Below are 25,724 nucleotides of genomic sequence, written 5' to 3'. Positions count from 1 at the left end.
GCTCTTATTACTCCTGATTATTTCGCGGACTGACGGTATTGCTCAATAAGCTCGATAAAGTGGTCGAACAGCGGCGCTGCATCGTGCGGGCCTGGGCTCGCCTCTGGGTGGCCCTGGAAGCTGAACGCCGGTTTATCGGTACGGTGAATCCCTTGCAGGGTACCGTCGAACAGGGATTTGTGGGTCACGCGCAGGTTGGCTGGCAGCGAGTCTTCATCAACCGCAAAACCGTGGTTCTGCGCGGTGATCATCACCACATTCTTATCCATGTCTTTCACCGGGTGGTTACCACCGTGGTGACCAAATTTCATCTTGATGGTCTTCGCACCGCTCGCCAGCGCCAGCAGTTGATGGCCGAGGCAGATGCCAAATACCGGAATGTCGGTCTGGAGGAATTTCTCAATCGCGTCGATGGCATAGTCGCACGGGGCCGGGTCGCCAGGGCCGTTTGACAGGAACACGCCGTCCGGATTCATCGCCAGCACTTCTTCAGCGGAAGTTTTCGCCGGTACCACTGTCAGGCGGCAGCCGCGGTCCACGAGCATGCGCAGGATGTTGCGCTTGGCGCCAAAATCGTAGGCCACCACGTGGAACGGCAGCTCTTCTGCGGACTTGGCTTCCGGCAGGTCCCCTGAAATCGTCCAGCTACCCTGCGTCCAGCTGTAGGATTCAGCGGTAGTCACTTCTTTTGCCAGGTCCATCCCATTTAAGCCCGGGAACGCTTTGGCCTTTTCTAAGGCCAACGTAGCATCCAGATTATCGCCTGCAATGATGCAGCCGTTCTGAGCGCCCTTCTCGCGCAGCAGTCGCGTCAACTTACGGGTATCGATATCGGCAATCGCCACGATGTTATGGCGTTTCAGGTAAGAAGAGAGGTCTTCGGTGTTGCGGAAGTTGCTGGCAATCAGCGGCAGGTCGCGAATAACCAGACCTTGAGCGTGAACCTGAGAAGACTCTTCATCGGCGGCATTGGTGCCGACATTACCAGTATGGGGATAAGTAAGAGTGACGATTTGGCGAGAATAGGAAGGATCAGTGAGGATTTCTTGATAACCGGTCATTGAAGTATTGAAAACGACTTCCCCAACCGCCGAACCTGTTGCCCCTATGGCCCGACCGTGAAACTGGGTTCCGTCTTCCAGAACCAATAGCGCTGACTTAATCAAAACACCCTCCAGAGAATATTCACTCACTTTATTTGCATATTAATTCATTAACACCTCATGAATCAATGCAAATTTGCTTACCTATGGATTTCTGGCAAACGGCGGCATTCTAGAGATAGCCCACGTAAAAGTCTACCCAAAAGGGTAATTTTTATTATTATTTTACGCCACTGGAATAAATCATTCGATTTAACAGGCAAAAAGATCATCTAACTCAGAGTGGAAAACGCTTGCGGTAAGTAAAGAGTGTAAAAACCGGAAGAGCGATAGAAAAAAGTGGACCATTTGGTCAAAATTTACATTGAGATAACAGAATAAAGCATAAAGACACAAACAAATATGCCATTAAACAAAAAAACCAAACCAAAAGGCAAAAAATTAAAGGGCAATAAAATATTGCCCTATGTAATCAAATAATTATGATTACAATAACCACATCACGAAGGGTAACAAAATCTATAAACTGCGTAAATCAAGCACATCTTTCATATCAAAAAGACCGTTTGACTTAGATTTAAGCCAAACAGCCGATCTCACTGCGCCATTGGCAAACGTCATGCGACTGGATGCTTTATGGGTGATTTCAATACGCTCGCCAATATCAGCAAACATTGCGGTATGTTCGCCGACAATGTCACCGGCGCGTACGGTCGCAAAACCAATAGTGCCCGGCACACGCTCGCCGGTATAACCTTCGCGCGTGTAGACCGCGCAGTCTTTCAGATCTTTATCCAACGCCCCGGCGATCGCCTCGCCCATTGCCAGCGCCGTCCCCGATGGGGCATCCACTTTGTGGCGGTGATGCGCTTCGATAATCTCAATATCGGTATAGTCCCCCATCACTTTTGCCGCCTTCTCCAGCAGCTTGAGCATGACGTTAACGCCGATGCTAAAATTCGCCGCGAAAACGATAGCAATCTCCTGCGCAGCATCGCGAATAGCCTGCTTACCAGCATCATCAAACCCGGTGGTGCCAATCACCATCCCTTTACCGTGCTGGCGGCAAAACGCCAGATGTGTCAGCGTGCCTTCCGGGCGCGTGAAATCGATGAAAACATCAAAATCATCTTTCACCGCCTCAAGGCTGCTTTGTACGGTAACGCCTGTTTTCCCGGCTCCCGCTAACTCTCCGGCATCGCTTCCCAGTAAGGAAGAGCCTTCGCGCTCCAGCGCCGCGCCAAGCTGTACGCCATCCATGCCAAGTGTGGCCTGAATCAACTGACGCCCCATGCGTCCTCCGGCTCCCGCGATGGCAACGCGGATTTGTGCATCATGCATAGCTATTCTCTTTTGTTAATTTTGCGTAAATCGTTTTCAGAGTAACCAGCGCATCGCTGCGCCGCCAGCCGAAAACGTCGATAATTAGAATTTAATGATAAACAGCCAGAGATATCAGTAAAAGGCATGACGATCAGCAAAAACCACATGATTCTCTGACTACCAGCGCCGGCGGCAGGATAATACGTTTCGGCGGTTCGTCATTTCCCTGAATACGGCTATAAAGTAGCTCTCCTGCCTTACGACCTATCTCTTTTGCCGCCACCGACACGGTGGTAAGCGCAGGTTGTACCAGCGCCGCTTCGGTGATGTCGTCAAACCCCACCAGCGCAAAATCCCGCCCAGGTTCCCGCCCCATTTTACGTAGCGCCTGCATAACCCCAAGCGCCACAATATCCTGATAACATACGGCGGCGGTAATTTGCGGGTAACGCAGAAGAAGAGACTCCGCTACTTTTGCGCCGTCAATTTGGCTGGCCTGCGTAGCCACGATCCATTCTGGATTCGGCGATATTCCTTGTTCCAGCAATGTGCTGGTGAAGCCACCGATACGCTGTGTCCGACTGCCAGAACCAGGACTCCCCCCAATAAACGCAATATTCTTGTGACCCATTCTGACTAAATGGGTGGTGGCCATTTGCGTACCGAGAAAGTTATCGGTTCCGACAAAATCAAAATCAGGATCGCTAAGGGGACGGACGACCATAATGGCGGGGATATTGCGCCTTTTCAGCGCCTCGAAGAAGGATGTCGGCGTCTCGCGCGCCGCGCAGAGCACCATGCCGCAGGCATTATTGCGCATCAAAGAGTCGACAAATTTTTGCTGCCGTTCCCCTGACTCTTCGCTATTTGCCAGAAACAACAACAGATCATGTCGTTCCATCTCATGGCTTAGCCCTGCAGTCATCTCGCCGTAAAAAGGGTTAGTGATATCGTGGAGCAACAATCCAACCTGATTACTGCTCCGGTTACGCAGGTTAGCGGCGGTTTGATTATACACATAGCCAGCATCATCCAGCGCTTTAAGCACCCGGTCGCGTGTAGCCTGAGAAATTCGCCCCCGGTTACGCAATACCATCGACACGGTCGCCGTGGAGACTCCCGCGCGCTCAGCTACCTGCGCCAAAGTGACTGTGGTCATACCTGCTCCTGATTTTTTATCGAAGGTTAATCGAATAACCGAAATATTGCTTTTTTACGTGTGATTCACATCACGCTAACGCGCTTTTCACCGCTCTTGATTCTGAATATGGCGGGTTAATCGCGTTAACCACACTATGAAAATAAGGTTAATCGATTAATCTTAAATAAGCCAACACGGAGAAAGAAAATGACGACAACCTATAATAAATTCCCTGAGGTTAACGTTCAGGGATATGACGATCACGCCTGGCAGGGTTGGACGGAGATCCATTCTGTGCTTAACACCAGGGTTTCTGCTGCAGCCAAAACCGTATTGATCGTGGATTGCTATCCGGGCGTGCGGCTTGAAGAACTGGAACAACAGCTTGTCACGACGTTAGATACCACGCTGGTGCTGAATATTGAATCCGCCCGCCGAGATGAGCAGGCCCTGCATGAGTTACTGGCGCGTAACCTTACCGACGATCGCGTGTTCGGCGTCCTTTCCTGCCATCACCTGGATGAGTTTTTTGATAGCGACAAGCTCAGTCAGCTCCGCCAACAGATTGATGCCATTGCCGAAGGTCTGGTCGTGGTATACGGACCCGGTGCGACGCTGGCACACCCGGGTGACGTACTGGTTTATGCCGATCTTCCGCGCTGGGAAATTCAACAGCGTATGCGCCATGACGGGCTGGGGAACTGGGGGGCGGAAAACCAGGATGAAGATATTCTTCGTCGGTACAAACGTGCCTTCTTCATTGAGTGGCGGGTATTCGACCGACACAAAACGCCGTTACTCAAACGCGTCGATTATTTGCTTGATACCACGGTAGAAAATCATCCCGCGATGGTCAGCGGCGACGCGTTTCGCGCCGGTCTGCAACAAACAACTCAACAACCGTTTCGCGTTGCCCCGTTCTTCGACCCAGGCGTTTGGGGCGGGCAATGGATGAAAAAACACTTCGATCTCGATCCCTCAGCCCCCAATTACGCGTGGTGTTTTGATTGCGTGCCCGAGGAAAACAGCCTGTTACTGCGTTTTGGCAACGTGCGGATCGAGATCCCCTCTCAGGATCTGGTGCTAACCTGTCCCCGCCCCCTGCTGGGCGAGAAAGTTCACGCACGTTTTGGTGCAGAATTCCCGATTCGTTTTGATTTCCTCGACACCATTGGCGGCCAGAATTTGAGCTTTCAGGTTCATCCGCTCACTGAGTACATTCAGCAGCAGTTTGGTATGCACTATACCCAGGATGAGAGCTATTACATTCTCGAAGCCGAGCCGAACGCCGTGGTGTATCTCGGCACCAAAACCGGGATCGCGCCGCAGGACATGCTCGACGATCTCCGAGCCGCGGGTCGTGGTGAAAAAGCCTTTGATGATGCGCGATTCGTTAATCAGATCCCTGCGCATAAACACGATCACTTCCTGATCCCCGCCGGAACCGTCCACTGCTCGGGTGCAGGAACCATGGTGCTGGAGATCAGCGCAACGCCCTATATCTTCACCTTTAAACTGTGGGATTGGGGACGTTTAGGGTTAGACGGTTTACCGCGCCCGGTCCATCTGGATCACGGTCAGCAGGTGATTGACTGGCAGCGCGACACGCAATGGGTACACGACAACCTGGTCAACCGTATCGAGCCTATCGCTGAAGGAGAAGGTTGGCGGGAAGAAAGAACCGGAATGCACGAACGCGAGTTTATTGAAACGCGACGCCATTGGTTTACGGCACCGGTCACGCACCATACCCATGGCGGCGTAAACGTCCTGAACCTGGTCGAAGGTGCGCAGGCCGTTGTTGAAAGCCCGAGCGGCGCATTTGCCCCGTTTGTCGTCAACTATGCAGAGACCTTTATTATCCCGGCCGCCGTTGGAGAATACCGTATTTCGCCGTTTGGCAAGGGTATCGGCCAGCAGCTCGCTACGATTAAAGCCTGGGTCAGAGGATAAGCGCATGATTAACGTTATTGTTGCCACCCATGGTCCCCTGGCAGAAGCGCTTCTCGCCAGCGGTCGTATGGTTTACGGAGAATTACCGCATGTTTACCCCGTCACGCTGAGTGAACAGGCGGGTATTGAAGGGTTTAAACAGACGTTTACTCAGGTTCTCGCGAGCGCCGGGAAAGATGCTGACGGCGTACTGGTACTTTGTGACATGCAAAGCGGTACGCCGTGGAATGTCGCCTGCCATCATGCGTTTTCTGCACAAACGGTTCCCCCCGTTGCCGTCGTCGCGGGGGTCAATTTCCCGATGCTGTTACAAAGCGAGGAGATCTATCAATTAACGGATGTTCACGCCGCAGCCGTCGAGCTGTTGGCGTTGACGGTACCTACGCTGATTAAAGCCGCCCCGGTTTTATCCGTTCAGTCCGACGATTTTTAAAGGAAACCACTATGAGTATTTCTTTTGTACGTATCGATGACCGCGTAATCCATGGGCAGCTCGTGACACGTTGGGCCAAAGAGCTGCCCTGTGACGGGATTGTCGCGATAGACGACGCCGTCGCGGCCGACCCTCTGCTCTCTTCGGTAATGAAAGGCGCCGTGCAGGACACCAAAGTCTGGTTGTTTGATACGGCCACCGCGATTGAAAAACTGCCGAAAGTCATTGCCAGCGAGAAGCGTTATTTCGTCATTGGTAAATCACCCGTCACGCTGAAGCGCATTGAAGAAGCAGGTATTAGCCTAAAAAATGCCAACGGCAAAATTAATGTAGGCCCAATGAGCGCCCGTGCCGATACCACCACCATCGGCCCAAACCAGTCGGTGAATGGCGAGGAAATCGCCGCCTTTGACTGGCTGACACAACATGGGCACCTGGTTGAGTTTCGCCTGGTCCCTGACGCCAGTTGCTACAGCTGGCAGGACGCACGTCAGAAGCTGAAATAAGGAGCGCACGATGATTATCGAAGCTACGTTGATTGGCATACTTTGCTACCTCGGCGCGCTCAGCAGCCCCTGGCTGCTGGGACTGACTGGCGGCTGGTATCTGATCACCCGTCCGCTGATTTCCGGAATGTTGGTCGGGATTATCCTTGGCGATATTAAAACGGGGATCATGATTGGCGTCGCGGTTCAGGCAGTATATATCGCGATGGTTACACCTGGCGGTTCGATGCCCGCCGACCTCAACTTTGTTGCTTACCCGGCTATTGCTTTAGGGATCCTTTCCGGAAAGGGCCCCGAGGTCGCGGTCGCGCTGGCAGCCACCATCGGTATCGCCGGCACCATTTTGTTTAACGCGATGATGGTACTGAACTCCTTCTGGAATCACCGGGCAGATGTGGCGCTGGAGCGGGGCGACGAACGCGGTATTTACCTGAACAGCGCCATCTGGCCACAGGTGACAAACTTTGTCCTGCGTTTTGTACCGACCTTTATTGCGGTCTACTTCGGGGCGCAATATATCAGCGGTTTTATGGACAGTTTGCCGAAAATTGTTCTGTCGACGATGAACGTACTGGGAGGCATTTTACCCGCCGTCGGGATCGCGATTTTGCTTAAGCAGATTATCAAAAATTACACCATGCTGATCTACTTCCTCGTCGGTTTTGTCTGCATCGTCTTTTTAAAACTCAACATGGTCGCGCTAGTGATCGTCGGTTCGCTGTTGGCGTTGATCCATTACAACTACAAACCAGAACCGCCACAGACTACGCATGCAAAGTCGGTCGTTGATGATGAGGATGAATTCTGATGGAAGAACGTACACTTACGCGTAAAGATCTTCGCCGCTGCTGGCGCGCATGGATGATGCACAACTTGTCATCTATGAGCTTTGAACGTCTGGAATCTTTTGGCTTTTGCCTGAGTATGCTCCCGGTGGCGAAAAAGCTCTATCCCGACGCCGCCCAACGTACTGAAATGCTGCGCCGTCACGCCTCGTTTTATAATACGGAGCCGCAGATAGGCGCGATCGTTAATGGCATGGTACTGGGGCTGGAAGAGAAAAAAGCGAACGGTGAGCCGATCGATGGGGAAACGATTAATACCCTGAAGGTTGGACTGATGGGCCCTATAGCCGGGATTGGCGATTCGATGATCCCGGGCATGCTGATCCCTATCCTGCTCAGTATCGGTATGGCCCTGGCGGCTGGTGGTAACATTCTGGGACCGCTGTTTTATACCGTCGCCTGGCTGGCAATCATTATTCCCGGCTCATGGTTTTTGTTCCTCAAAGGCTACAAAATGGGATCCGGCTCGGTGGAAATGCTGGTGAGCAGCAAATCTGCCCGCCTGCGTGAAGCGTTATCACTATTGGGCGTGTTTGTTATGGGGGGCGTAGCGGCGAGCTACGTTAAACTTGGCACCGGGCTGGAATTTATCACCAAGGATGGGGTAAATATTCATGTGCAACAGATGCTGGACGGAATTTTCCCGCAGCTATTGCCGCTGATTGTTGTATTGGGCACGTGGTATCTGATGGCCAAGCGTGGCGTGTCGCCAGTAAAAGCGATGATTTTATTGTTGATACTGGCTGCGCTCGGCGTTGCGACAGGCCTGTTTGCAGGGTAGTGCCTGTCATTTGCCGGATGGCACATACGCTTATCCGGCCTACTCTACTGTACCGCGTTTTTCAGTTTGTAGGCCAGGCAAAATCAGAACCGGGGCTATGCCCCGGTTATTTTATGGATGGAAGTTTTGCCACAGCTCGGGGTGCCTGTCCGGGCGTGATATAAATTGAAAGCGCGCCGGGTCCTCGATGAATTGCTGGTAAACAGGCGCGGAAGTAATCGAGAATTCCGTATATTGTCGGGGCGTAACGGCGTGTAATCTCCCGGGTATGTATCGCGAATTATGCTGCCAGATGACATGGTTGCCCTGCAATAACGGGTACCACGCCAACCCTTTATGCGCGCGCACAGCCTCGTACTCAAAACCATATTCACGATCGCACCACGCACCAAAAGTTAACGGTATATTCGGATCTGCGGATATGGTCGCATGCCCCCAACCGGGCGGAACCAGCACTTTTTCACCGGGTCCGGCAATCACAGCAAAACAACGCCCAGGGTCGTCCTCGACATACTCCTGCATATAGATTATCGCTTTTCCCTGCCAGATTTCGTAAAGCTCCGGCGGGGACCAGCCGCTGTGCTGGCTGATACGATGAATATGCCCCTGGCTACGCACCGGCTCTTCCCCCAGCCGTCCCGCTGCATAAGTCACCACGCCAAACAACAGCATCCGCTTTTTCAGCTCTTCGCGATCCTGCATTCGTGCCACATCCATCGCAATGGCATACACCTCTTCCGGCCCCTCACAATGCGGATCGCGCAGTGAGGCGCGAATGTGATCGAGTCGGCGAATCTCCGGCATCGGCCCAGTGACTTCATCCCCATAGCTAAAGCCAAGCGGATGGTGATGAACCCTCATATCCAGGCCATAAGAATGCGCTAAGTCAGCCATTCTGTTCCTCCTTCGCCTGAATCGTCTTATTTTCCTCAAAGACTCTTATTCTGAAGCCCCTGGTCAGCGCCGCATAATCATGGCCTGCAATCCCTGGCCATACGGCGAGCGCCGACAGAATCTCTTCCCCTGTGTTGATCAACCGGTGTGCGGTAAAACCGGGAATGATGTGGACGGATCCGGCGAATACCTTTTCCAGCCTCGCCTCACCCTGTTCAGTTTGCAACAGCAGCAACCCCGTGCCACGCAGACCAAAATAGACCTCACCCTGTTCGCGACGCGCATGGAAATGCCCACGGGTCATAAAATACTCGCGGCCGATCCGTCCAGGATAAAGATGGGTAACACCGGTGTAAAGTTCACCTTCTGCGGGGGACGTATGCAACATCTCAACGTCATATACGACCTGCTCGCCTGACAGTTGCTGGCGGGCATTTTCATCGGCAAAAACGTCAGTAAGATCCTGAATGCGAGTGGATTTACGCAATAACGGGCCATCGGCTAATGCGCCGCTTGCCCACGCCACCTGCGGTGGCTGGATAAAAGAAAGGTTCATATGTGTCTCCGGCCCGAGGAGAACAACGGGATAAGATTAGCAGATTAATCGATTAACCTGCTAATTCTGTCTGCATATTGCGGGCCGGATCACAGCCTCAAGGTGCCAGCGCCAGCACCTCTGCCACCCACTGCTGGAACCCCTCAACGTCAAGATCCAGTGCAACCTGGGCATTTGCCGGATGCCCCAAACGCCCTTCAATATCCACCACCGTAGTACCCGAGGTATATTCCCCCTGAGTTTCCACCGCCACGAAGCACGGCTGCAGGGTAAACAGTTCCGGGCGCACCAGCCAGGCAATCGCGCACAGGTCGTGCATCCGCAGTCCTGTATTCATACTGCCGCTGCGGTAATGGCTAAATAGCGCGTGCAGCATTTTTCCCGTCTGGTTAAGCTGAGGCAAGGTCGCCAGATAGTCCGGGGCGAGCATAGCCTGATTAGTGACATCCAGCCCACACATCACAATCTCCAGCCCGCTGTGGAAAACTTTCGCGGCGGCCTCAGGATCGATAGCAATATTAAACTCAGCGTTTGGCGTGAAATTCCCGCGCCCGGCTGAACCGCCCATAATCACCAGACGATGAATATTGAATACGCATTCAGGGTAATGGGTCAGCAACAGCGCAATGTTGGTCAGCGGACCAATCGCCACCAACGTCACGGGCTGCGGGGCATGCATCAGCGCGTCACGAATAGCCTGGAAGGCGGGTTTTGCCATCGCCTGGCGGTCATGTTCAACAAATTCATATCCTTCCATACCGGACTCGCCGTGCACGGAAGCGGCATCTCGCAGCGGCCGTACCAGTGGCATTGATGCCCCTTGCGCCAGCGGAATATCCGCATTCCAGAAATGCAGCAACTGCAACGCATTACGGGTAGTTTTTTCCACCGAAACGTTGCCTGCTACCGTGGTCATCAGTTGCAGATCCAGCTCAGGGGCAAACAGCGCGGCGGCAATAGCGGCGGCATCATCAATGCCGGGATCGGTATCAAGAATGATCGGTAAGCGCATGGTTTCTCCATAAAAAATGCCAGACGTTAAGTCTGGCATCTTCTCATAATCGTATCGTGAAAGACTTACTCTACTTCACGAACATCCACACGCAGCTCTTTAGGCACTTCGAAAACGATATTTTCTTCACGGCCTTCCAGGGGGATAGCTTCCCCACCGCCAAGCTCCTGCAGGCGAGCGATCACGTTTTGCACCAGGATATCCGGTGCCGAGGCTCCGGCCGTCACGCCCACACACTTCGCCTCTTTTACCCACGCTTCCTGGATATCGGTCGCATCGTCGATCAGATACGCCGCTTTCCCCATGCGCTGGGCCAGTTCAGCCAGACGGTTGGAGTTAGAGGAGTTTTTCGAGCCGACCACCAGCACCACATCAGCCTGTTCCGCCAGCGCGCGAACCGCTTCCTGACGGTTGGTGGTGGCATAACAGATATCGTCTTTGCGTGGCCCGACAATTTTCGGGAAGCGTTGACGCAGCGCGTCAATAACGTCAGAGGTGTCGTCAACGGAGAGCGTGGTCTGCGTCATGAAGGATAATTTTCCTTCATTTTTCACATTCAGTTTCAGTACATCTTCCGGTGATTCAACCAGATACATTCCCCCTTGCGGGTTGCTGTACTGCCCCATCGTGCCTTCGACTTCCGGGTGCCCGGCGTGACCAATCAGAATTGACTCTTCACCGCGACGGCTGGCGCGCGCCACTTCCATATGCACTTTGGTGACTAACGGACAGGTGGCATCGAAAACCGTGAGGTCACGGCCTTTGGCTTCGTTACGCACAGCCTGAGAGACGCCATGAGCGGAGAAAATTAGGATCGCGCCGTCCGGCACTTCACTGATTTGTTCAATGAAAATAGCGCCGCGCTCGCGCAGGCTATCCACCACATAGCGGTTATGCACCACCTCATGACGGACATAAATCGGCGCGCCATAAATAGCCAGCGCGTTTTCTACAATGCTGATAGCGCGGTCTACGCCAGCGCAAAAACCGCGCGGGTTAGCCAACAGGATCTGCATTTTACGCCTCCAGTGCCGGTTCGACTTCCAGCACTTCAATATCAAAATGAACGGTATGCCCGGCCAGCGGATGGTTGAAATCAACCGTGATCGAGTCACCGTTGATTTCACGAATCACGCCAGGCATCTCACTGCCGTCCATTGCGGTAAAGAGCATGATAGCGCCAATTTCTGGCTCGCCCGCGTCCATAAATTCCCGACGCGAGAAATACTGAATTAAGTCCGGGCTTGACACGCCAAAGGCGGCATCCGGCTCCAGAGCAAAAGTGGTTTTATCACCCTCTTTTAGGCCCAGCAGGTGTTGTTCCAGTCCTTCAGACAGAGAACCATCGCCCAGGCGAAACAGCGCAGGCTTGCTGTTATTGCGGGTTGACTCTGCGGTGGAGCCATCGTCGAGCTTAAGGGTGAAGTGCACCAGCACCGCACTGTTACTCTGTACTGATTTAGACATGCAGGTTGCTCTTTAAAATTGCTGCCGCCTGTTTGCCCGGTGGCGCTACGCTTACCGGGCCTACAAGGTTCGCGATAGATTGTAAGCCGGATTAGCATAGCGCCATCCGGCATTTTTTTATGCGGCTTTTTTCTCTTTCGACGGTAAGAAGCCTTCGAGAACAATCAATGCCGCGCCGATACAGATTGCCGTATCAGCCAGGTTGAATGTCGCGAAATGCCAGTCACCGACGTAAAAGTCAATCATATCAACCACGAAGCCATGCCACAGGCGATCGAACAGATTGCCCAGCGCACCGCCAATGATTAACGCATACGCGATGTTGTTCAGCTTCTGCGTCGCCTTCGAGCGATACATCATCACCATCAGGATGACGCAGATACCAATAGCGATACCGGCAAAAAACCAACGTTGCCAGCCGCCGCTGTCGGCTAAGAAGCTAAACGCCGCGCCATAGTTTCGCGCGTAGTGCAGATTAAGCGACGGGAACAGCGATACCGTATCCCCCAGAGCAAAGTTCTGGAGGATCAGGTACTTGCTGCCCAAATCGATAATCAGCACGACTACCACCAGCCATAGCCAGCGTAGTCCTGTTGAACAAAGAGGCTTACTCATCAGGCAAACTTACGTTGTTCGCCATCACCGGCGATGTTGCTGACACAGCGTCCGCAGATATCTGCATGTTCCGCCACCTGGCCGACGTCGGTAGTGTAATGCCAGCAACGCGGGCACTTCTCACCTTCGGCTTTGCTCAGTACGATTTTCAGACCTTTGAGCAATTCGCTCTGCTGAGCATCAGCTGGCGCCGCGGCATAGTCCGCAACGCTCGCGCCGGAGGTCAGCAGCACAAAGCGCAACTCTTCGCCGAGTGCGGTCAGTTTCGCCGCCAGTTCGGGTTCAGCGTACAGGGTGACTGCCGCTTCCAGAGAACCGCCGACTTTCTTATCCGCACGCGCTTGCTCGATAACCTTGTTCACTTCGCCGCGTACTTTCAGCAGCTCGTCCCAAAAGGTATCGTTCATCGCCTCGGTTTCGCCTAAGCCAAACAGGCCTTCGTACCATTCACCGGTAAAGACGTATTTTTCACGATCGCCCGGCAGGTAGCCCCAGATTTCATCAGCGGTGAAGGACATGATCGGCGCCATCCAGCGAACCAGCGCTTCTGCAATGTGGAACAGCGCAGTCTGGCAGCTACGACGCGCCCGGCTTTCCGCTTTCGCGGTGTACTGGCGGTCTTTGATGATGTCGAGGTAGAACGAACCCATTTCGACGGAGCAGAAACGCATCAGGCGCTGTACCACTTCGTGGAAGTCATAGGCTTCGTAAGCTTTCAGGATCTCTTCCTGGGCCGCTTGCGCACAACCTACCGCCCACCTGTCCAGCACCACCATCTCTTCCGGTTTCACCATGTCTTTTACTGGATCGAACCCGTTCAGGTTCGCCAGCAGGAAGCGCGCGGTGTTACGGATACGACGATAGCTGTCGGCTGCACGTTTCAGGATTTCGTCAGAAACCGCCATTTCACCGGTGTAATCGGTAGACGCGACCCACAGACGCAGAATATCCGCGCCGAGTTTGTTCATCACGTCCTGCGGAGAAACGGTGTTACCGATAGACTTGGACATCTTACGGCCCTGACCATCCACGGTGAAACCGTGAGTCAGTACCTGGCGATAAGGTGCTTTGCCTTTCATGGCGGTGGAGATCATCAGAGAAGACATGAACCAGCCGCGGTGTTGGTCAGAGCCTTCCAGATACATATCCGCTGCGTGGCCAGCAAATTCAGGACGCACGTCCACAACGGATGAGTGGGTGGAACCAGAGTCAAACCATACGTCCAGCGTATCCGGGACTTTGACATACTGGTCTGCTTCATCGCCGAGGATATCTTTCGGATCGAGATCCCACCACGCCTGGATACCGTCAATTTCAACGCGTTTAGCCACTTCTTCCATCAGTTCGATAGCGCGCGGATGCAGCTCTTCGGTGTCTTTGTGAACGAACAGAGACATCGGCACACCCCACGTCCGCTGACGTGAGATACACCAGTCAGGACGATTGGCAACCATGGATTCAATACGTGCCTGGCCCCAGTCAGGGATCCACTGCACGCCTTTGATCTCTTTCAGGGACTGCGCGCGCAGGCCTTTCTGATCCATGCTCACGAACCACTGCGGGGTCGCACGGAAGATGATCGGCGTTTTATGGCGCCAGCAGCACGGATAGCTATGCTGCATCTTCTCGACGTGCAGCAACGCGCCTTTTTCGCTCAGCAGAGCGACAACAATATCGTTGGCTTTAAAGACGTTTACGCCGTCCAGGGTCGGGTAGGTGCCCGCCAGATAAGCGCCATCCGGACCAACCGGGTTCGCCACTTCCAGACCATATTTTTGACCGATGACATAGTCGTCCGGGCCGTGGCCAGGCGCGGTATGTACCGCCCCGGTACCCGCATCCAGCGTGACGTGATCGCCCAGAATCGCTGGCACGTCAAAACCCATAAACGGGTGGGTAAAGCGCAACAGTTCCAGCTCTGCGCCTTTAACGGTACCCAGAATGGTGTAGTCAGCCGCGCCAATACGCTGCATGACGCTTTCAACCAGATCTTTCGCCAGAATCACGGCCTGGCCATCGATCTGCACCAGCGCATAGTCAAAATCAGGCGCCAGGGAGATCGCGCGGTTCGCCGGCAACGTCCACGGGGTGGTGGTCCAGATAACCAGCGAGATCGGGCCGTTAACGTCAGAAACGGCAAATTTCGCTTTCACCGCGTCCTGATCGGCTGCGTGGAACGCCACATCGATGGACGGGGAGGTTTTGTCATAATACTCAACTTCCGCTTCCGCCAGCGCGGAACGGCAGTCAACGCACCAGTGCACCGGCTTCGCACCTTTATGCAGGTGACCGTTGCCGATGATTTTACCCAGCGCGCGAATGATGTTGGCTTCGGTTTTGAAGTCCATGGTCAGGTACGGATGCGACCAATCGCCCAGCACGCCAAGACGGATAAAGTCTTTACGCTGACCGTCAACCTGTGTAGCAGCGTATTCACGGCATTTAGCGCGAAACTCAGCGGCGGTGAACTTCTCGCCCGGTTTGCCATATTCCTGCTCTACTTTCAGCTCGATCGGCAGACCGTGGCAGTCCCAGCCCGGAACGTAAGGCGAGTCATAGCCCGTGAGTCCTTTGGACTTCACGATAATGTCTTTCAGAATCTTGTTAACCGAGTGACCAATATGAATACTGCCATTCGCATAAGGAGGGCCATCATGCAGAATGAAGGTTTTTTTGCCTTTTTTGGCCGCACGAATGATGCCGTACAGGTCATCATCAGTCCAACGCGCCAGCATTCCCGGTTCGCGCTTGGCGAGATCGCCGCGCATCGGGAACCCTGTTTCCGGCAAATTCAGGGTTGATTTATAGTCACTCATCAGATTCTCGGTTCCGTATTTAAAACTCGTATAGGCATTAAGCCGGTTTTGTTAGCCCAAAAAAATCGCGGGCAGTCAACTCATCACGCGCAATCTGCGCTTTTAGTTCATCCAGCGAGGCAAATCGCTGCTCGCTGCGAATTTTTTTACGCAGCACTACATCTATATGGCGACCGTAGAGGTCCATTACAACGTCCAGTAGATGCACTTCCAACTGCTGACGTACGCCGGCTACCGTCGGGCGGGTGCCGATGTTGGCAACGCCGGGAAAAGGTTTGTCACCCAGCCCCATCACTTCAACCGCATAAACCCCTTTCACCGGAGAAACCTGGCGACGAAGCGGTAAGTTTGCCGTCGGAAAACCAATGGTGCGTCCTAACTCGTCACCATGTACCACCCGTCCTGAGATGGTAAAAGGGTGCCCAAGCAGGCTTTCGGCCAGTTGCAGGTTATCTTCTGCCAGCGCCTGACGTACCGCAGTGCTGCTAATGCGCACACCGCCTTCGCAGAAGGTTTGGGTGCTGGTGATATCAAAGCCATACTCAGCGCCCGCTTCCTGTAATAACAAGAAATCGCCCGCACGGCTAGCGCCAAAGCGGAAATCATCGCCCACGGCAAGAAATTGTACACCAAGGCGCTTAACCAGCAGATCGCTGATAAAAGTCTGCGCTGTTAATGCCGCGAAGCGCCTGTCAAAACGCACGCACAGTACGTAATCTACGCCACACTCCGCCAGATAACGCAGTTTTTCTCGCAGGCGAGTAAGGCGCGCAGGCGACTTGTCCGTTGCAAACAGCTCTAATGGCTGTGGCTCGAAAATCATCACCATCACCGGCAAATTGCGTTTGCGCCCTTCTTCCCGTAAGCCCTGCAGCAACGCACGATGACCACGGTGCACGCCGTCGAAATTACCAATAGTCAGCACACACCCATGCGGGGCCTGACTGAGATTATGTATGCCTCGTATCAGCTTCATGTCTGGCTCAAAACAGTGAAAATCGTGAAAGTATACCCTGTACCGCGGTCAAGGTTAACCGGCGATTGTTTCTCCGAAACAGAAAGAGGATGGTTTTCATTGTTATGAAACAAATTGCAGACCTTTACGGGCAATCCAATGCAATTTTTCTCGTGGAAAAGCTGTATTCACGCCACGCAAGCTGGTAGAATCCTGCGCCATCACTACGCAACGAGTGCTGCAATTTAAACGGCGCTTATTTGCACAAATCCATTGACAAAAGAAGGCTAAAAGGGCATATTCCTCGGCCTTTGAATTGTCCATATAGAACACATTTGGGAGTTGGACCTTGGCTAATATCAAATCAGCTAAGAAGCGCGCCGTTCAGTCTGAAAAGGCCCGCAAGCACAACGCTAGCCGTCGCTCTATGATGCGTACTTTCATCAAGAAAGTATACGCAGCTATCGAAGCTGGCGACAAAGCTACTGCACTGAAAGCATTTAACGAAATGCAACCACTCGTGGACCGTCAGGCTGCTAAAGGTCTGATCCACAAAAACAAAGCTGCACGTCATAAAGCAAACCTGACTGCACAGATCAACAAACTGGCTTAATCGCCTGCTTGTTGTCGCTTTGTGAAAAAACCCGCGCAAGCGGGTTTTTTTATGGCTGTCATTTGTTCATTGGCGTAAAGAGCGCCGAGTAGTCCGCATTACAAATACGCTGCACCGCCGGATGCTGGATCATCCTTTCCGCAAATATAGCGTGGTACTCCTCCATCACATTCTCCACGCGCCCAATCTCAACAATCGAATCATCGGCATAGAAGTTGTTCGAATAGAGCGTCGGGGCAACGAAAATAGCGTTATGCGTTGCACCAAAAGCTTTCATCAGCGCTGCGTCATCAAACTCGCCGAGGATTTCAACGTTCAAGCCTTGTGAGTTAATCCAGTTCAACAGCTTACGACCGAGCATCGAACGTCGTCCAGGAATCAGTAATCGACGCTCTTCCAGACAGGCCGGAAACGGCTTCTCAGGCAAAGGCTGGGTGCACCAAAAACTCACGCCGCATTCGCCTATGCGCACCGAGAACAACCCTTCCTGTTGCGTAGAATCAATCGGACAGTCAGAGATAATCATATCCAGCTTATGCTGGCTGAGTTGGTCCAGCAGCATCTCGTGCGTTGATTCAAAACAACGCAGATGGATTTGTTCATCTTCCACCACCGCAGCATCCAACACACGGCTGACCAGCTGTTTGGATAGTGCATCCGCCACACCGACATCAAACAGCAAGTTAGACTCTTTGCGGTAGTTCACGATATCCAGCATTTCCTGGCTTAGCGTGAACATTTTATCTGCATAACGAAAGACTAACTCGCCTAACTCACTTGGCTCCAGCCCACGCCCCTTCCGCTTGAACAACTTTCCCTGTAAACGTTCTTCAAGCGCTTTGATCTGCCCGGTAATGGTCTGCGGTGTCAGATAAAGCGCTTCTGCTGCACCAACCACCGACCCTTCTTTATAGACATGCCAAAAGTAATACAGGTGGTTGTAATTTATATGAGACATACTCTCTCCCTGAAAATTGTCACGAAAGGGTTATCCTGTCAGGCGGATGCGTTTAACCGGGTGCGTAACCAGCAGTAACCAATTACCGCCGACAGCAAGGAGCCAATCAGGATCCCCAGTTTCGCCCAGTTAATCAGCTCAGGATCGACATTACCAAACGCCAGGCTGGCGATGAAAATTGACATCGTAAAGCCAATACCGCACAGAATCCCAACCGCCATGATCTGCTGGAAATTCGTTCCTTCAGGTAATTGCGCCAGCTTTAAGCGTAACGCCAGCCAGCAAAACAGGCTGATACCCAGGGGTTTACCAATCAACAGACCTGCAATAATCCCCAACGGTAATACGGAGGTCAGCCCATCAATGGTGACACCCTGCAGTGAGACACCCGCGTTAGCGAAGGCAAACAGCGGCAGGATCAGGTATGCCACCCACGGATGCAAAACATGCTCCAGACGCTTTGCCGGTGAACGTCCGTGTTTTTCCTTTAACGGAATGAAGAAACCGACGATCACGCCAGCCAGCGTCGCATGCACGCCGGACTTCAGTACCGCAGTCCATAACACCACGCCCACCAGAATATAAATCCCGGTACGTCTCACGCCACACAGATTCAAGGCTGCCAGGACGAGAATGGCACACGCGGCAACGCCCAGCGACAGCAGCGAGAGATCGCTGGTGTAGAACAGCGCAATGATCACGATAGCGCCAAGATCATCGATAATCGCCAGCGCCATGAGGAAGATTTTCAGCGCCAACGGAACACGACTGCCCAACAATGCCAGCACGCCTAATGCAAAAGCGATATCCGTTGCAGCCGGGATCGCCCACCCTTCACGAGTGATAGGGTCAGCATAGTTAAATGCCAGATACAGTAGCGCCGGGACAATCATCCCCCCGATAGCGGCAATGATCGGAAATGCAGCCTGACGCAGACTGGCCAGCGACCCCTGCATTAACTCGCGCTTTACCTCCAGACCAATCAACAGGAAGAACACCGCCATCAACGCGTCATTGATCCACAGCAGCATATTTTTGTTGATCTCAAGCGCGCCAACCCGCAGTTGAACGGGCGTTTCCAGAAAGGCGTGGTACCATCCACTGGTGATCCCGATATTTGCCATCAACATAGCGACGACGGCTGCGATGATCAGGATGATGCCCCCCGAGGCGTCACTACTAAAAAAACGATGCAGATGTTTCACTTTTATTCTCTCTATTAGGTGAATACTTCGTAAATACTATCTTACACCCTCAAAAAGCTCGTTAAAATTAGATTATTTATGATGAATAGATCGGTTTTTACGAACCATATATCCAGGAGGTAACTGCTGAAAATCAGTATTTAACCTTAGCAGTCATGTCATTCGATGTGGCGGGCATTGAAGGCATAGCGGAGATAATCCAGCGTTGAAACGACATTGCTGGGTGACATATGATTAATTTGTGTCAAAAACGGGTGTCTATTGATGTACGTAATAAACTCCGTTGCTCCGGCAAGCGTAGCATGGCGCAGCATGCCCGTTTTTTTATTACCCGTTAGGCTACATACTGCTATCGCATAATCTTGGGTGGAATAGGTACGCCAGACATTATTACGAATCCCTCCACTTTGAAACATGCGGTACGGAATACCACTTTGCGCAGGCCTGTCCCCTCTTTCCTTTACAAACGAGATATGGCAGCGCCCTTGCTGGACGTGTTGTAAATTAGCCATCATACAACCACCTAATATGAAGCACTCATGGTCAATGTAATGCTGAACATTGAGGGAGCGTTCATCAGTAAGTGTTTTGACTAATTCAAAATGCCGATAAGCTGGCAGGACAGGTTTTACCAGCATCCCGGAGTCATTTCTGTATAGCGTTGCGGGACCATAATCCACATCAAACAAGATATTCCGTCGCATTGTCATCAGTTCCTTGCGCTGGACAAGATGCGCTAACGTTCCGGAGGGTAAACGTTCTTCGTAGTAGGAAGTATACTGGTACTCATCCTCAACAGGCTGGGTTGAATAATTAGTCGAAACAGCAATAACCCGGCCACTATTCTCCTCAACAGTGACCAGAACATACAGACTATTGTCACTACCGTTAAATTTTATCCGAAAAGCACGTGTACTCATCACCAGGTCGAATTTCGGAATAACAAACTCACGTTCAGCCTGATTTGCCTTACGGGATAATTTTAGTAGAACGCGGTTCAGGCCCGTGCTGTCAACAGACAGCGCCGAACGAATATCAACCAGTGAAGCACCCTCCAGGATAAGCCTGGCAAGATCTTCCAGACGAGGGTCGTCTTTATGCCTGACAGGAGAAATAAACGTTTTATGACATTGCAGGCAATAGACTCGCGGTTCCCCCTGAGCGGAAAAACCATACTTTTTTAATGAGGTACTGCCGCAGGTTGGGCAAACCTTAACCAACCCCTTCCATGACTGGTTTACCGACTGACGAAATAGGTTAAGAGAGCGTTCAGAAATGATAGGGAAAAAAAAGCCACATTCCCGGCACAGGATATTTTTCCCCTGTGCCAAGTAATCAGGGCTATTAAAGACCCCAAGGTTTTTACAATCGGGTGTTTTACACACATCTACATTGATTCGAGAAAACATATTCACTCCCTGCGAATATTGCTATCACACAAATATTGATTTTATCTCTGCGGGTGAAATTCCATTTTCATAGAGCGTTTTCATCGCATTCATCGTTGGGCTGGTATGGGCAAAAAAAGCCTGATAACCCGCGCACAGGTAGTTTTGATTCGAAGAACCAGAAACTGAAGGTAAAAAACGATGCTTAGGGCAACCACCATAACAGGCAAACTGCCACTGACAGGCATAACATTCCTGCGCCATTTTTTGGCGCTTATCTTCGCCAAACTGTCGATTCTGTTCGCTGTTGTTTATTGCGCGCAATGTCATATCCTGGATATTTCCCAGTTTGTACTGTGGGTAAACAAAATGATCGCAATTATAAACGTCGCCATTCATTTCCAACGCAAACGCACTACCACAGGTTGGCGCAAATACACATACCTGTGGCGGAAATCCACACCAGGCCGCTAAAGTTTGCTCAAAAATCTGTACACCTACATCGCCAATGTCGTTACGGATCCAGACATCAAAGATTGCATTAAGAAAATGGCCAAACTCGATAGGATCGACAGACCAAGGCATCATTGCAGTTTGTTTATCAACAGGATGTGCCAATCCTGTGTCACCACTTCTCTCAACCAGCGGAATAAACTGCATATAACGGCTGCCAATGCTTTTCAGATATTCATAGACCCGTAGCGGATAACGCATATTTGTATGGTTAACGACCGTCAGAGTATTAAACTCGACACCGTGACGTACCAGACATTTAATGGCTTGTTCAACCTTTTCGTATGTCGGCTTTCCTGAACGTGTAACGCGCCATTCATCATGCAAAGCTGCATCACCGTCAATGGAAACCCCAACCAGGACGTGATGCTGCTTAAAAAACATCGCCCACTCGTTATCAATCAAAATACCGTTGGTCTGGAAAGTATTGATTATTGTCTTTTCACCCGCGTATATCTGCTGAAGTTCGACCGCCCGTCGAAAAAATGGCAGCCCCATCAACGTTGGCTCCCCTCCTTGCCAGGCAAAAATCACCTCATCCACATCCTGCGCGGCGATATGCTGTTTGATAAACAATTCAAGCGTATCTTCAGACATCCTGTAATTGGCTTTTCTCTGCGGATAGAGCTTCTCTTTCTCCAGGTAAAAACAGTATTTGCAATCCAGATTGCATACCGAACCCGTCGGTTTAATCATGACCTGACAACTTTTTCTCTGCATTTAATTTAGATCCATAAATAAAAGAACCTGATTCAGTACCAAGGTGCTGAATCAGGCGGGCAGAGCCCTAAGTGGCATACTCTATATTTTTATTGTTATCCAATTAACCCCAGGTTACCGGAGTTGGTTTTTCACCTCGAGCTTTCATTAATGAATCGTTATCAATATCCTTTTTGTACTTCAGGAATTTACCGTACAGCTGTTTTTCTATATCAGGCTGCTTGCCAATCTGATTAAGGGTTTCAAAACGATCCTTTTTCAGGTTATAGAGATATTTAGGTTTATTTTCACGATCGATGATCATCTTCCAGTCACCATCACGAATAGCCCATTCATCAGTAGGATCGTCCTGGAATGGCATATCAATACCAAAAATGAGTGGTTTCTGACGTACTAACGTTTTCTGTTCCAGTAATGGAACCAGAGACTGCCCATCGTAGGTACGATCTGTTGGCAGTTTAAAATCCATCATGTTTGCTAATGTCGGCAACCAGTCAAGGCCATAAACCGGCGTATCCGTTACCATTCCCTGCGGAATATGTTTACCATACTTGATGATTGCCGGAACGCGGATTCCGCCCTCCCACAGATTATCTTTACGACCGCGAAGCCCATCCGTTTCACCCGCCAGGTTTAACTCATACACTTTACGCGCTTCACGAGTGACAGGTCCGTTATCACTGGTAAAGATAACAATGGTGTTATCTTCTTCACCCATTGCCTTTATCTTATCCATTACTTTACCAACCTGAGCATCCATATAACTGATGTTGGCATAATACTCACCTGTGCCACGCCAAGGTTTATCAGCCCAATCACCGTAGAACAGATCCGGATGCTGTTTCTGGTAGGCACTCATGTATTGCGAATACATATCGAGGTATTTTTTCGGTGAGGCCAGCGGGCTATGGACCTCAGTAAATGCAACGTATAAGAAGAACGGTTTATCGTCTTTCTTGTTATCCAGCCAGTTAACAACTTCTGAACTAACCAGTTCACCGCTAAATGTTTCTGCTCTACCAATCGGTTTACCATTACGCACGAATCCGGTCGGATGCACGGTGCCATAGCGTGGGCGCTCTTTCGCGTTATCTAAAGTGGAATCGGTCACAAACCCTGCAGCATTCACCAGGGAATAGTCGAATCCCATATCTTTCGCCTGTGGCTGATCGGTGCGATCTCCTCCAGCATTCAGATGTAATTTCCCCATCATCGCCGTGTCGTAGCCTTGCGCTTTTAGCAGATTAGCAATCGTCAGCTCATTACGGCCCAATGCCACATCTTTCCCTTCAGGGATCCAGGAACGGATCCCCGTACGGAACGGCATACGTCCAGTGAGCAAACCAGCACGAGAAGGTGAACACAGCGGGGCTGGCGCATAGTAGTCGGTAAATTTCACCCCTTCCTGAGCTAATTTATCAATATTAGGTGTTTTAACGATTTGATGACCATAAGCCGCCAGATCGCCATATCCCAAATCATCCGTAAGGATGATGACCAAGTTAGGACGCTTATCCGTAGCGGCCTGAACTGTTTGTAATGTGCTCCCGGCGCACAGTGCCAACCCAATCATGCTGGCAACGACTGTTTTTTTCATTTCAGTTCCTTTAATTTTAATTAAAATGAATATCCGACCATATAAATCATCTGATCCCCATATCCGTCATAACCTAATTTGTTCTCAAAATAACGATACGTTACAGATGCCTTCCATCGTGGATAAAACTTCCATGCCAACGTTAACCCTCCATTTAAACCATTCCTACCGAATTGCTGCTCCGTGTAAGCATCATTTCTATCAATCTCGACTTCATTCCAGTCAGATAAAACAAAGCTTTCACCAAATAAAGAGAAGTTATAAACAGCAGTCCAACCAACAACATATCCATTCCATCCACTGGTCTGTCCATATTTCGGTGATACATAGTCACCTGATTGGTTATGCAAGCCGATATAAGGTTTAAAGAAACCCCAATCTCCGCTCCACCCCAGATAACCAAGTCCATAAAACATATCCAGATCGTCACCCCAAGAGTTGTCCCATTGACCGTATATCTTGCCAAAGAAGGTATAGTCAGAATCAAAAAGACGCACATGGGTCATAGCAGAGACGGTATGGTTACGGCCCGCCACTGCATGGTTCAATACGTTGCTTTCAATAAAAGAATAGAATTCAGCCTCTCTGAAGTTAACACCAAAATCAGCCGTTGCTTTCCAAACCTCACCACGGTGTACATTCACAAAACCGCTATTCCAGTCGGCATAACCAGCATTAATTGATCCAAAAGAGTTTTTATATTCCAGAGCCTGTATATTTTGGCTAAAAAGGGCTGGAGTGGCTAATACAAGGCTGACCAATAGTATTTTCTTTATCCGAGGCATTGAATTTATTCTCCATAATTATAATTTATTCATCAATGAATGAAGGTTTGCTGTGTGGAGAGATATTAAACAAATGTAATTACAAGATAGTGATGTAAATCTCACATCAGGATAGATAAAAGTTGCTTAAAATAATGTGTCCAATAATGTTGCTAGAGATATGATAAGTTCATATTTATTAATAAACACGTCAATATCTTCTTACTAAATCACCTCTGATATATTTACCTGACATGTTAGAAAACTCACATTCAAGGCCATCCAACTCACTTTTATCCTTGACAATAAAAAACCGGTATTCTCTCCAAGGAGAATACCGGTTTTTTCAAACGAGAAAGCTTTTCAGCTTGTCGTTAGCGCGTCAGATCGTCAAAGAACTTCTTCACACCGTCGAAGAAGCTTTTTGAACGCGGGCTGTTGTTTTCGCCGGTAGGACCGCCGAAGCTTTCCTGCAGATCTTTCAGCAACTGCTTCTGCTTGTCGTTCAGACCTACCGGGGTTTCAACAACTACACGGCACAGCAGATCGCCCTGAGCGCCACCGCGAACCGACTTCACACCTTTCCCGCGCATGCGGAACAGTTTGCCAGTCTGCGTTTCGCCCGGAATTTTTAACTTCACGCGACCGTCCAGCGTCGGGACTTCAATCTCGCCGCCCAGCGCTGCCATCGCAAAGTTAATCGGCACTTCACAGTACAGGTTGTTGCCTTCACGCTCAAAAATTGGGTGCTGTTTTACCTGCACCTGAACGTATAAATCGCCTGCTGGCGCGCCATGCTCACCGGCTTCACCTTCGCCAGACAGACGAATACGATCGCCGGTGTCAACGCCTGCCGGGATTTTAACGGACAGCGTTTTGCTTTTCTCAACGCGACCATGACCGTGACATTTGTTGCACGGATCTTTAATCAGCGTACCGCGCCCCTGACAATGTGGACAGGTCTGCTGTACGGCAAAAAAGCCCTGGCGCATCTGCACCTGGCCGGAACCGTGACAGGTTGGACAGGTCTGCGGTTGAGTACCTGCCTTCGCACCGCTGCCATGGCAGACGTCACACTCTTCCAGCGTCGGAATACGGATCTCTTTGGTGACGCCACGCACGGCTTCTTCCAGAGTGAGATCCATGTTGTAACGTAAATCAGCACCACGTGAGGCGCGCTGACGACCACGACCGCCGCCAAAGATATCGCCAAACACGTCACCAAAGATATCGCTGAAGTCAGCCCCGCCGCCAAAACCGCCGCCGCCGCCCATACCGCCTTGCTCAAACGCAGCATGACCGTACTGATCGTAAGCTGCACGTTTTTGCGCATCGGTCAGGATCTCGTAGGCTTCTTTGATCTCTTTGAACTTGGCTTCGGCCTCTTTATCACCCTGGTTACGGTCCGGGTGATATTTCATGGCCAGGCGCTTGTAGGCCTTTTTGATTTCACGCTCTTCCGCTGATTTGGAAACGCCTAAAATCTCGTAATAGTCTTGCTTAGCCATCTCTTTTTATCTGCCCCTAACATGCGTGCACGGGCGGAGAGGAAACCTCTTCGCCCGT

The 25,724-nt window shown here is 51.2% G+C and carries 24 protein-coding genes and 1 pseudogene; 6 read left to right on the top strand and 19 right to left on the bottom strand.

Features of this window, described 5'->3' with window-relative positions; genetic code table 11:
- Positions 1-17: 17 nt before the first annotated feature.
- The 3 genes from carA to FHD02_RS06995 all read right to left on the bottom strand — a co-directional run bounded on the left by carA (position 18) and on the right by FHD02_RS06995 (position 3,585).
- Positions 18-1,166, bottom strand: coding sequence for a glutamine-hydrolyzing carbamoyl-phosphate synthase small subunit (carA, locus tag FHD02_RS07005; protein WP_220393745.1), 1,149 nt, complete (start codon positions 1,164-1,166; stop codon positions 18-20).
- A gap of 456 nt (positions 1,167-1,622) precedes the next feature.
- On the bottom strand, positions 1,623-2,444 hold the full coding sequence (gene dapB / locus FHD02_RS07000) for a 4-hydroxy-tetrahydrodipicolinate reductase (RefSeq protein WP_220393744.1): 822 nt from the start codon (positions 2,442-2,444) through the stop codon (positions 1,623-1,625).
- 133 nt (positions 2,445-2,577) lie between these two features.
- The gene (locus tag FHD02_RS06995; RefSeq protein ID WP_220393743.1) at positions 2,578-3,585 is read right to left on the bottom strand and encodes a LacI family DNA-binding transcriptional regulator; all 1,008 of its coding nucleotides are present in this window, start codon (positions 3,583-3,585) and stop codon (positions 2,578-2,580) included.
- A gap of 189 nt (positions 3,586-3,774) precedes the next feature.
- Here FHD02_RS06995 and FHD02_RS06990 point away from each other — a divergent pair, with 189 nt between their 5' ends.
- Genes FHD02_RS06990 through FHD02_RS06970 form a run of 5 tightly spaced genes read left to right on the top strand, consistent with a single transcriptional unit; the run spans position 3,775 to position 8,085 of the window.
- Complete coding sequence (locus FHD02_RS06990; protein ID WP_220393742.1) at positions 3,775-5,520, top strand: class I mannose-6-phosphate isomerase; 1,746 nt, start codon at positions 3,775-3,777, stop codon at positions 5,518-5,520.
- A 4-nt stretch (positions 5,521-5,524) separates the two neighbouring features.
- Positions 5,525-5,953 (top strand): PTS sugar transporter subunit IIA, encoded by a 429-nt coding sequence (locus FHD02_RS06985; protein ID WP_220393741.1) that lies wholly within the window; start codon positions 5,525-5,527, stop codon positions 5,951-5,953.
- 11 nt (positions 5,954-5,964) lie between these two features.
- Positions 5,965-6,459: a PTS sugar transporter subunit IIB gene (locus FHD02_RS06980; protein ID WP_042312435.1), complete on the top strand. Its 495-nt coding sequence runs from the start codon at positions 5,965-5,967 to the stop codon at positions 6,457-6,459.
- A 10-nt stretch (positions 6,460-6,469) separates the two neighbouring features.
- Complete coding sequence (locus tag FHD02_RS06975) at positions 6,470-7,267, top strand: PTS sugar transporter subunit IIC (protein ID WP_042312436.1); 798 nt, start codon at positions 6,470-6,472, stop codon at positions 7,265-7,267.
- Positions 7,267-8,085, top strand: a complete 819-nt coding sequence (locus FHD02_RS06970; RefSeq protein ID WP_016151643.1) for a PTS system mannose/fructose/sorbose family transporter subunit IID — start codon at positions 7,267-7,269, stop codon at positions 8,083-8,085. Before FHD02_RS06975 ends, FHD02_RS06970 begins: the two co-directional genes overlap by 1 nt.
- 111 nt (positions 8,086-8,196) lie before the next feature.
- Here FHD02_RS06970 and FHD02_RS06965 read toward each other — a convergent pair whose 3' ends face one another.
- The 9 genes and pseudogenes from FHD02_RS06965 to FHD02_RS24360 form a co-directional block, all read right to left on the bottom strand.
- On the bottom strand, positions 8,197-8,979 hold the full coding sequence (locus tag FHD02_RS06965; RefSeq protein ID WP_061382893.1) for a glucose-6-phosphate isomerase family protein: 783 nt from the start codon (positions 8,977-8,979) through the stop codon (positions 8,197-8,199).
- Entirely contained in the window at positions 8,972-9,535 is a 564-nt protein-coding gene (locus tag FHD02_RS06960; RefSeq protein WP_220393740.1) for a glucose-6-phosphate isomerase family protein, read from the bottom strand. Before FHD02_RS06960 ends, FHD02_RS06965 begins: the two co-directional genes overlap by 8 nt.
- A gap of 97 nt (positions 9,536-9,632) precedes the next feature.
- Positions 9,633-10,547, bottom strand: a complete 915-nt coding sequence (gene rihC, locus FHD02_RS06955; protein WP_042312442.1) for a ribonucleoside hydrolase RihC — start codon at positions 10,545-10,547, stop codon at positions 9,633-9,635.
- Positions 10,548-10,612: 65 nt separating this feature from the next.
- Positions 10,613-11,563 carry a 4-hydroxy-3-methylbut-2-enyl diphosphate reductase gene (gene ispH, locus FHD02_RS06950; RefSeq protein WP_032948486.1) on the bottom strand — a complete coding sequence of 317 codons (951 nt, stop codon included), beginning with the start codon at positions 11,561-11,563 and terminating at the stop codon, positions 10,613-10,615.
- A gap of 1 nt (position 11,564) precedes the next feature.
- A complete protein-coding gene (fkpB, locus tag FHD02_RS06945; protein ID WP_220393739.1) occupies positions 11,565-12,014 on the bottom strand; it encodes an FKBP-type peptidyl-prolyl cis-trans isomerase in 450 nt (149 codons plus the stop codon).
- A 117-nt stretch (positions 12,015-12,131) separates the two neighbouring features.
- The gene (gene lspA, locus FHD02_RS06940; protein WP_003018932.1) at positions 12,132-12,629 is read right to left on the bottom strand and encodes a signal peptidase II; all 498 of its coding nucleotides are present in this window, start codon (positions 12,627-12,629) and stop codon (positions 12,132-12,134) included.
- Positions 12,629-15,445 carry an isoleucine--tRNA ligase gene (gene ileS / locus FHD02_RS06935; RefSeq protein ID WP_042312449.1) on the bottom strand — a complete coding sequence of 939 codons (2,817 nt, stop codon included), beginning with the start codon at positions 15,443-15,445 and terminating at the stop codon, positions 12,629-12,631. Before ileS ends, lspA begins: the two co-directional genes overlap by 1 nt.
- Positions 15,446-15,482: 37 nt before the next feature.
- Positions 15,483-16,421 carry a bifunctional riboflavin kinase/FAD synthetase gene (gene ribF / locus FHD02_RS06930; protein ID WP_038637072.1) on the bottom strand — a complete coding sequence of 313 codons (939 nt, stop codon included), beginning with the start codon at positions 16,419-16,421 and terminating at the stop codon, positions 15,483-15,485.
- A gap of 7 nt (positions 16,422-16,428) precedes the next feature.
- Positions 16,429-16,644 (bottom strand): annotated as a pseudogene (locus FHD02_RS24360) (DUF2575 domain-containing protein).
- A gap of 105 nt (positions 16,645-16,749) precedes the next feature.
- Between FHD02_RS24360 and rpsT the strand changes: the two are divergent.
- Positions 16,750-17,013, top strand: coding sequence for a 30S ribosomal protein S20 (gene rpsT, locus FHD02_RS06920; protein ID WP_038637070.1), 264 nt, complete (start codon positions 16,750-16,752; stop codon positions 17,011-17,013).
- A 58-nt stretch (positions 17,014-17,071) separates the two neighbouring features.
- On the opposite strand, the gene nhaR is transcribed toward rpsT, so the two are convergent.
- The 7 genes from nhaR to dnaJ form a co-directional block, all read right to left on the bottom strand.
- Positions 17,072-17,971 carry a transcriptional activator NhaR gene (gene nhaR, locus FHD02_RS06915; protein WP_220393738.1) on the bottom strand — a complete coding sequence of 300 codons (900 nt, stop codon included), beginning with the start codon at positions 17,969-17,971 and terminating at the stop codon, positions 17,072-17,074.
- 38 nt (positions 17,972-18,009) lie between these two features.
- Positions 18,010-19,176, bottom strand: a complete 1,167-nt coding sequence (nhaA, locus tag FHD02_RS06910) for a Na+/H+ antiporter NhaA (RefSeq protein WP_042312462.1) — start codon at positions 19,174-19,176, stop codon at positions 18,010-18,012.
- 158 nt (positions 19,177-19,334) lie between these two features.
- A complete protein-coding gene (locus FHD02_RS06905; RefSeq protein ID WP_220393737.1) occupies positions 19,335-20,585 on the bottom strand; it encodes a cytoplasmic protein in 1,251 nt (416 codons plus the stop codon).
- Between the two features lie 24 nt (positions 20,586-20,609).
- A complete protein-coding gene (locus tag FHD02_RS06900) occupies positions 20,610-21,797 on the bottom strand; it encodes an anaerobic sulfatase maturase (RefSeq protein WP_220393736.1) in 1,188 nt (395 codons plus the stop codon).
- Between the two features lie 103 nt (positions 21,798-21,900).
- The gene (locus tag FHD02_RS06895) at positions 21,901-23,394 is read right to left on the bottom strand and encodes a sulfatase (protein WP_137360217.1); all 1,494 of its coding nucleotides are present in this window, start codon (positions 23,392-23,394) and stop codon (positions 21,901-21,903) included.
- Between the two features lie 20 nt (positions 23,395-23,414).
- A complete protein-coding gene (locus tag FHD02_RS06890; RefSeq protein ID WP_137360216.1) occupies positions 23,415-24,179 on the bottom strand; it encodes an outer membrane protein OmpK in 765 nt (254 codons plus the stop codon).
- A 353-nt stretch (positions 24,180-24,532) separates the two neighbouring features.
- A complete protein-coding gene (dnaJ, locus tag FHD02_RS06885) occupies positions 24,533-25,666 on the bottom strand; it encodes a molecular chaperone DnaJ (protein WP_003018956.1) in 1,134 nt (377 codons plus the stop codon).
- Positions 25,667-25,724: the final 58 nt, after the last annotated feature.

It is taken from the genome of Citrobacter sp. EC_71 (genome assembly GCF_019584005.1).
GTDB lineage: Bacteria > Pseudomonadota > Gammaproteobacteria > Enterobacterales > Enterobacteriaceae > Citrobacter > Citrobacter werkmanii.
Note: the sequence above shows the minus strand (reverse complement) of the source record. Positions and strands in the feature narration are given on the sequence as shown.

What these genes read in the sequence shown, in the direction of transcription:
- FHD02_RS06960 (WP_220393740.1), bottom strand. Translation starts at nt 9,535, where the DNA reads ATGAACCTTTCTTTTATCCAGCCACCGCAGGTGGCGTGGGCAAGCGGC.
- nhaR (WP_220393738.1), bottom strand. Translation starts at nt 17,971, where the DNA reads ATGTCTCATATAAATTACAACCACCTGTATTACTTTTGGCATGTCTAT.
- dapB (WP_220393744.1), bottom strand. Translation starts at nt 2,444, where the DNA reads ATGCATGATGCACAAATCCGCGTTGCCATCGCGGGAGCCGGAGGACGC.
- FHD02_RS06895 (WP_137360217.1), bottom strand. Translation starts at nt 23,394, where the DNA reads ATGAAAAAAACAGTCGTTGCCAGCATGATTGGGTTGGCACTGTGCGCC.
- FHD02_RS06900 (WP_220393736.1), bottom strand. Translation starts at nt 21,797, where the DNA reads ATGCAGAGAAAAAGTTGTCAGGTCATGATTAAACCGACGGGTTCGGTA.
- FHD02_RS06980 (WP_042312435.1), top strand. Translation starts at nt 5,965, where the DNA reads ATGAGTATTTCTTTTGTACGTATCGATGACCGCGTAATCCATGGGCAG.
- FHD02_RS06995 (WP_220393743.1), bottom strand. Translation starts at nt 3,585, where the DNA reads ATGACCACAGTCACTTTGGCGCAGGTAGCTGAGCGCGCGGGAGTCTCC.
- FHD02_RS06985 (WP_220393741.1), top strand. Translation starts at nt 5,525, where the DNA reads ATGATTAACGTTATTGTTGCCACCCATGGTCCCCTGGCAGAAGCGCTT.
- ispH (WP_032948486.1), bottom strand. Translation starts at nt 11,563, where the DNA reads ATGCAGATCCTGTTGGCTAACCCGCGCGGTTTTTGCGCTGGCGTAGAC.
- FHD02_RS06905 (WP_220393737.1), bottom strand. Translation starts at nt 20,585, where the DNA reads ATGTTTTCTCGAATCAATGTAGATGTGTGTAAAACACCCGATTGTAAA.
- ribF (WP_038637072.1), bottom strand. Translation starts at nt 16,421, where the DNA reads ATGAAGCTGATACGAGGCATACATAATCTCAGTCAGGCCCCGCATGGG.
- lspA (WP_003018932.1), bottom strand. Translation starts at nt 12,629, where the DNA reads ATGAGTAAGCCTCTTTGTTCAACAGGACTACGCTGGCTATGGCTGGTG.
- fkpB (WP_220393739.1), bottom strand. Translation starts at nt 12,014, where the DNA reads ATGTCTAAATCAGTACAGAGTAACAGTGCGGTGCTGGTGCACTTCACC.
- FHD02_RS06975 (WP_042312436.1), top strand. Translation starts at nt 6,470, where the DNA reads ATGATTATCGAAGCTACGTTGATTGGCATACTTTGCTACCTCGGCGCG.
- FHD02_RS06965 (WP_061382893.1), bottom strand. Translation starts at nt 8,979, where the DNA reads ATGGCTGACTTAGCGCATTCTTATGGCCTGGATATGAGGGTTCATCAC.
- FHD02_RS06890 (WP_137360216.1), bottom strand. Translation starts at nt 24,179, where the DNA reads ATGCCTCGGATAAAGAAAATACTATTGGTCAGCCTTGTATTAGCCACT.
- FHD02_RS06990 (WP_220393742.1), top strand. Translation starts at nt 3,775, where the DNA reads ATGACGACAACCTATAATAAATTCCCTGAGGTTAACGTTCAGGGATAT.
- dnaJ (WP_003018956.1), bottom strand. Translation starts at nt 25,666, where the DNA reads ATGGCTAAGCAAGACTATTACGAGATTTTAGGCGTTTCCAAATCAGCG.
- rihC (WP_042312442.1), bottom strand. Translation starts at nt 10,547, where the DNA reads ATGCGCTTACCGATCATTCTTGATACCGATCCCGGCATTGATGATGCC.
- ileS (WP_042312449.1), bottom strand. Translation starts at nt 15,445, where the DNA reads ATGAGTGACTATAAATCAACCCTGAATTTGCCGGAAACAGGGTTCCCG.
- FHD02_RS06970 (WP_016151643.1), top strand. Translation starts at nt 7,267, where the DNA reads ATGGAAGAACGTACACTTACGCGTAAAGATCTTCGCCGCTGCTGGCGC.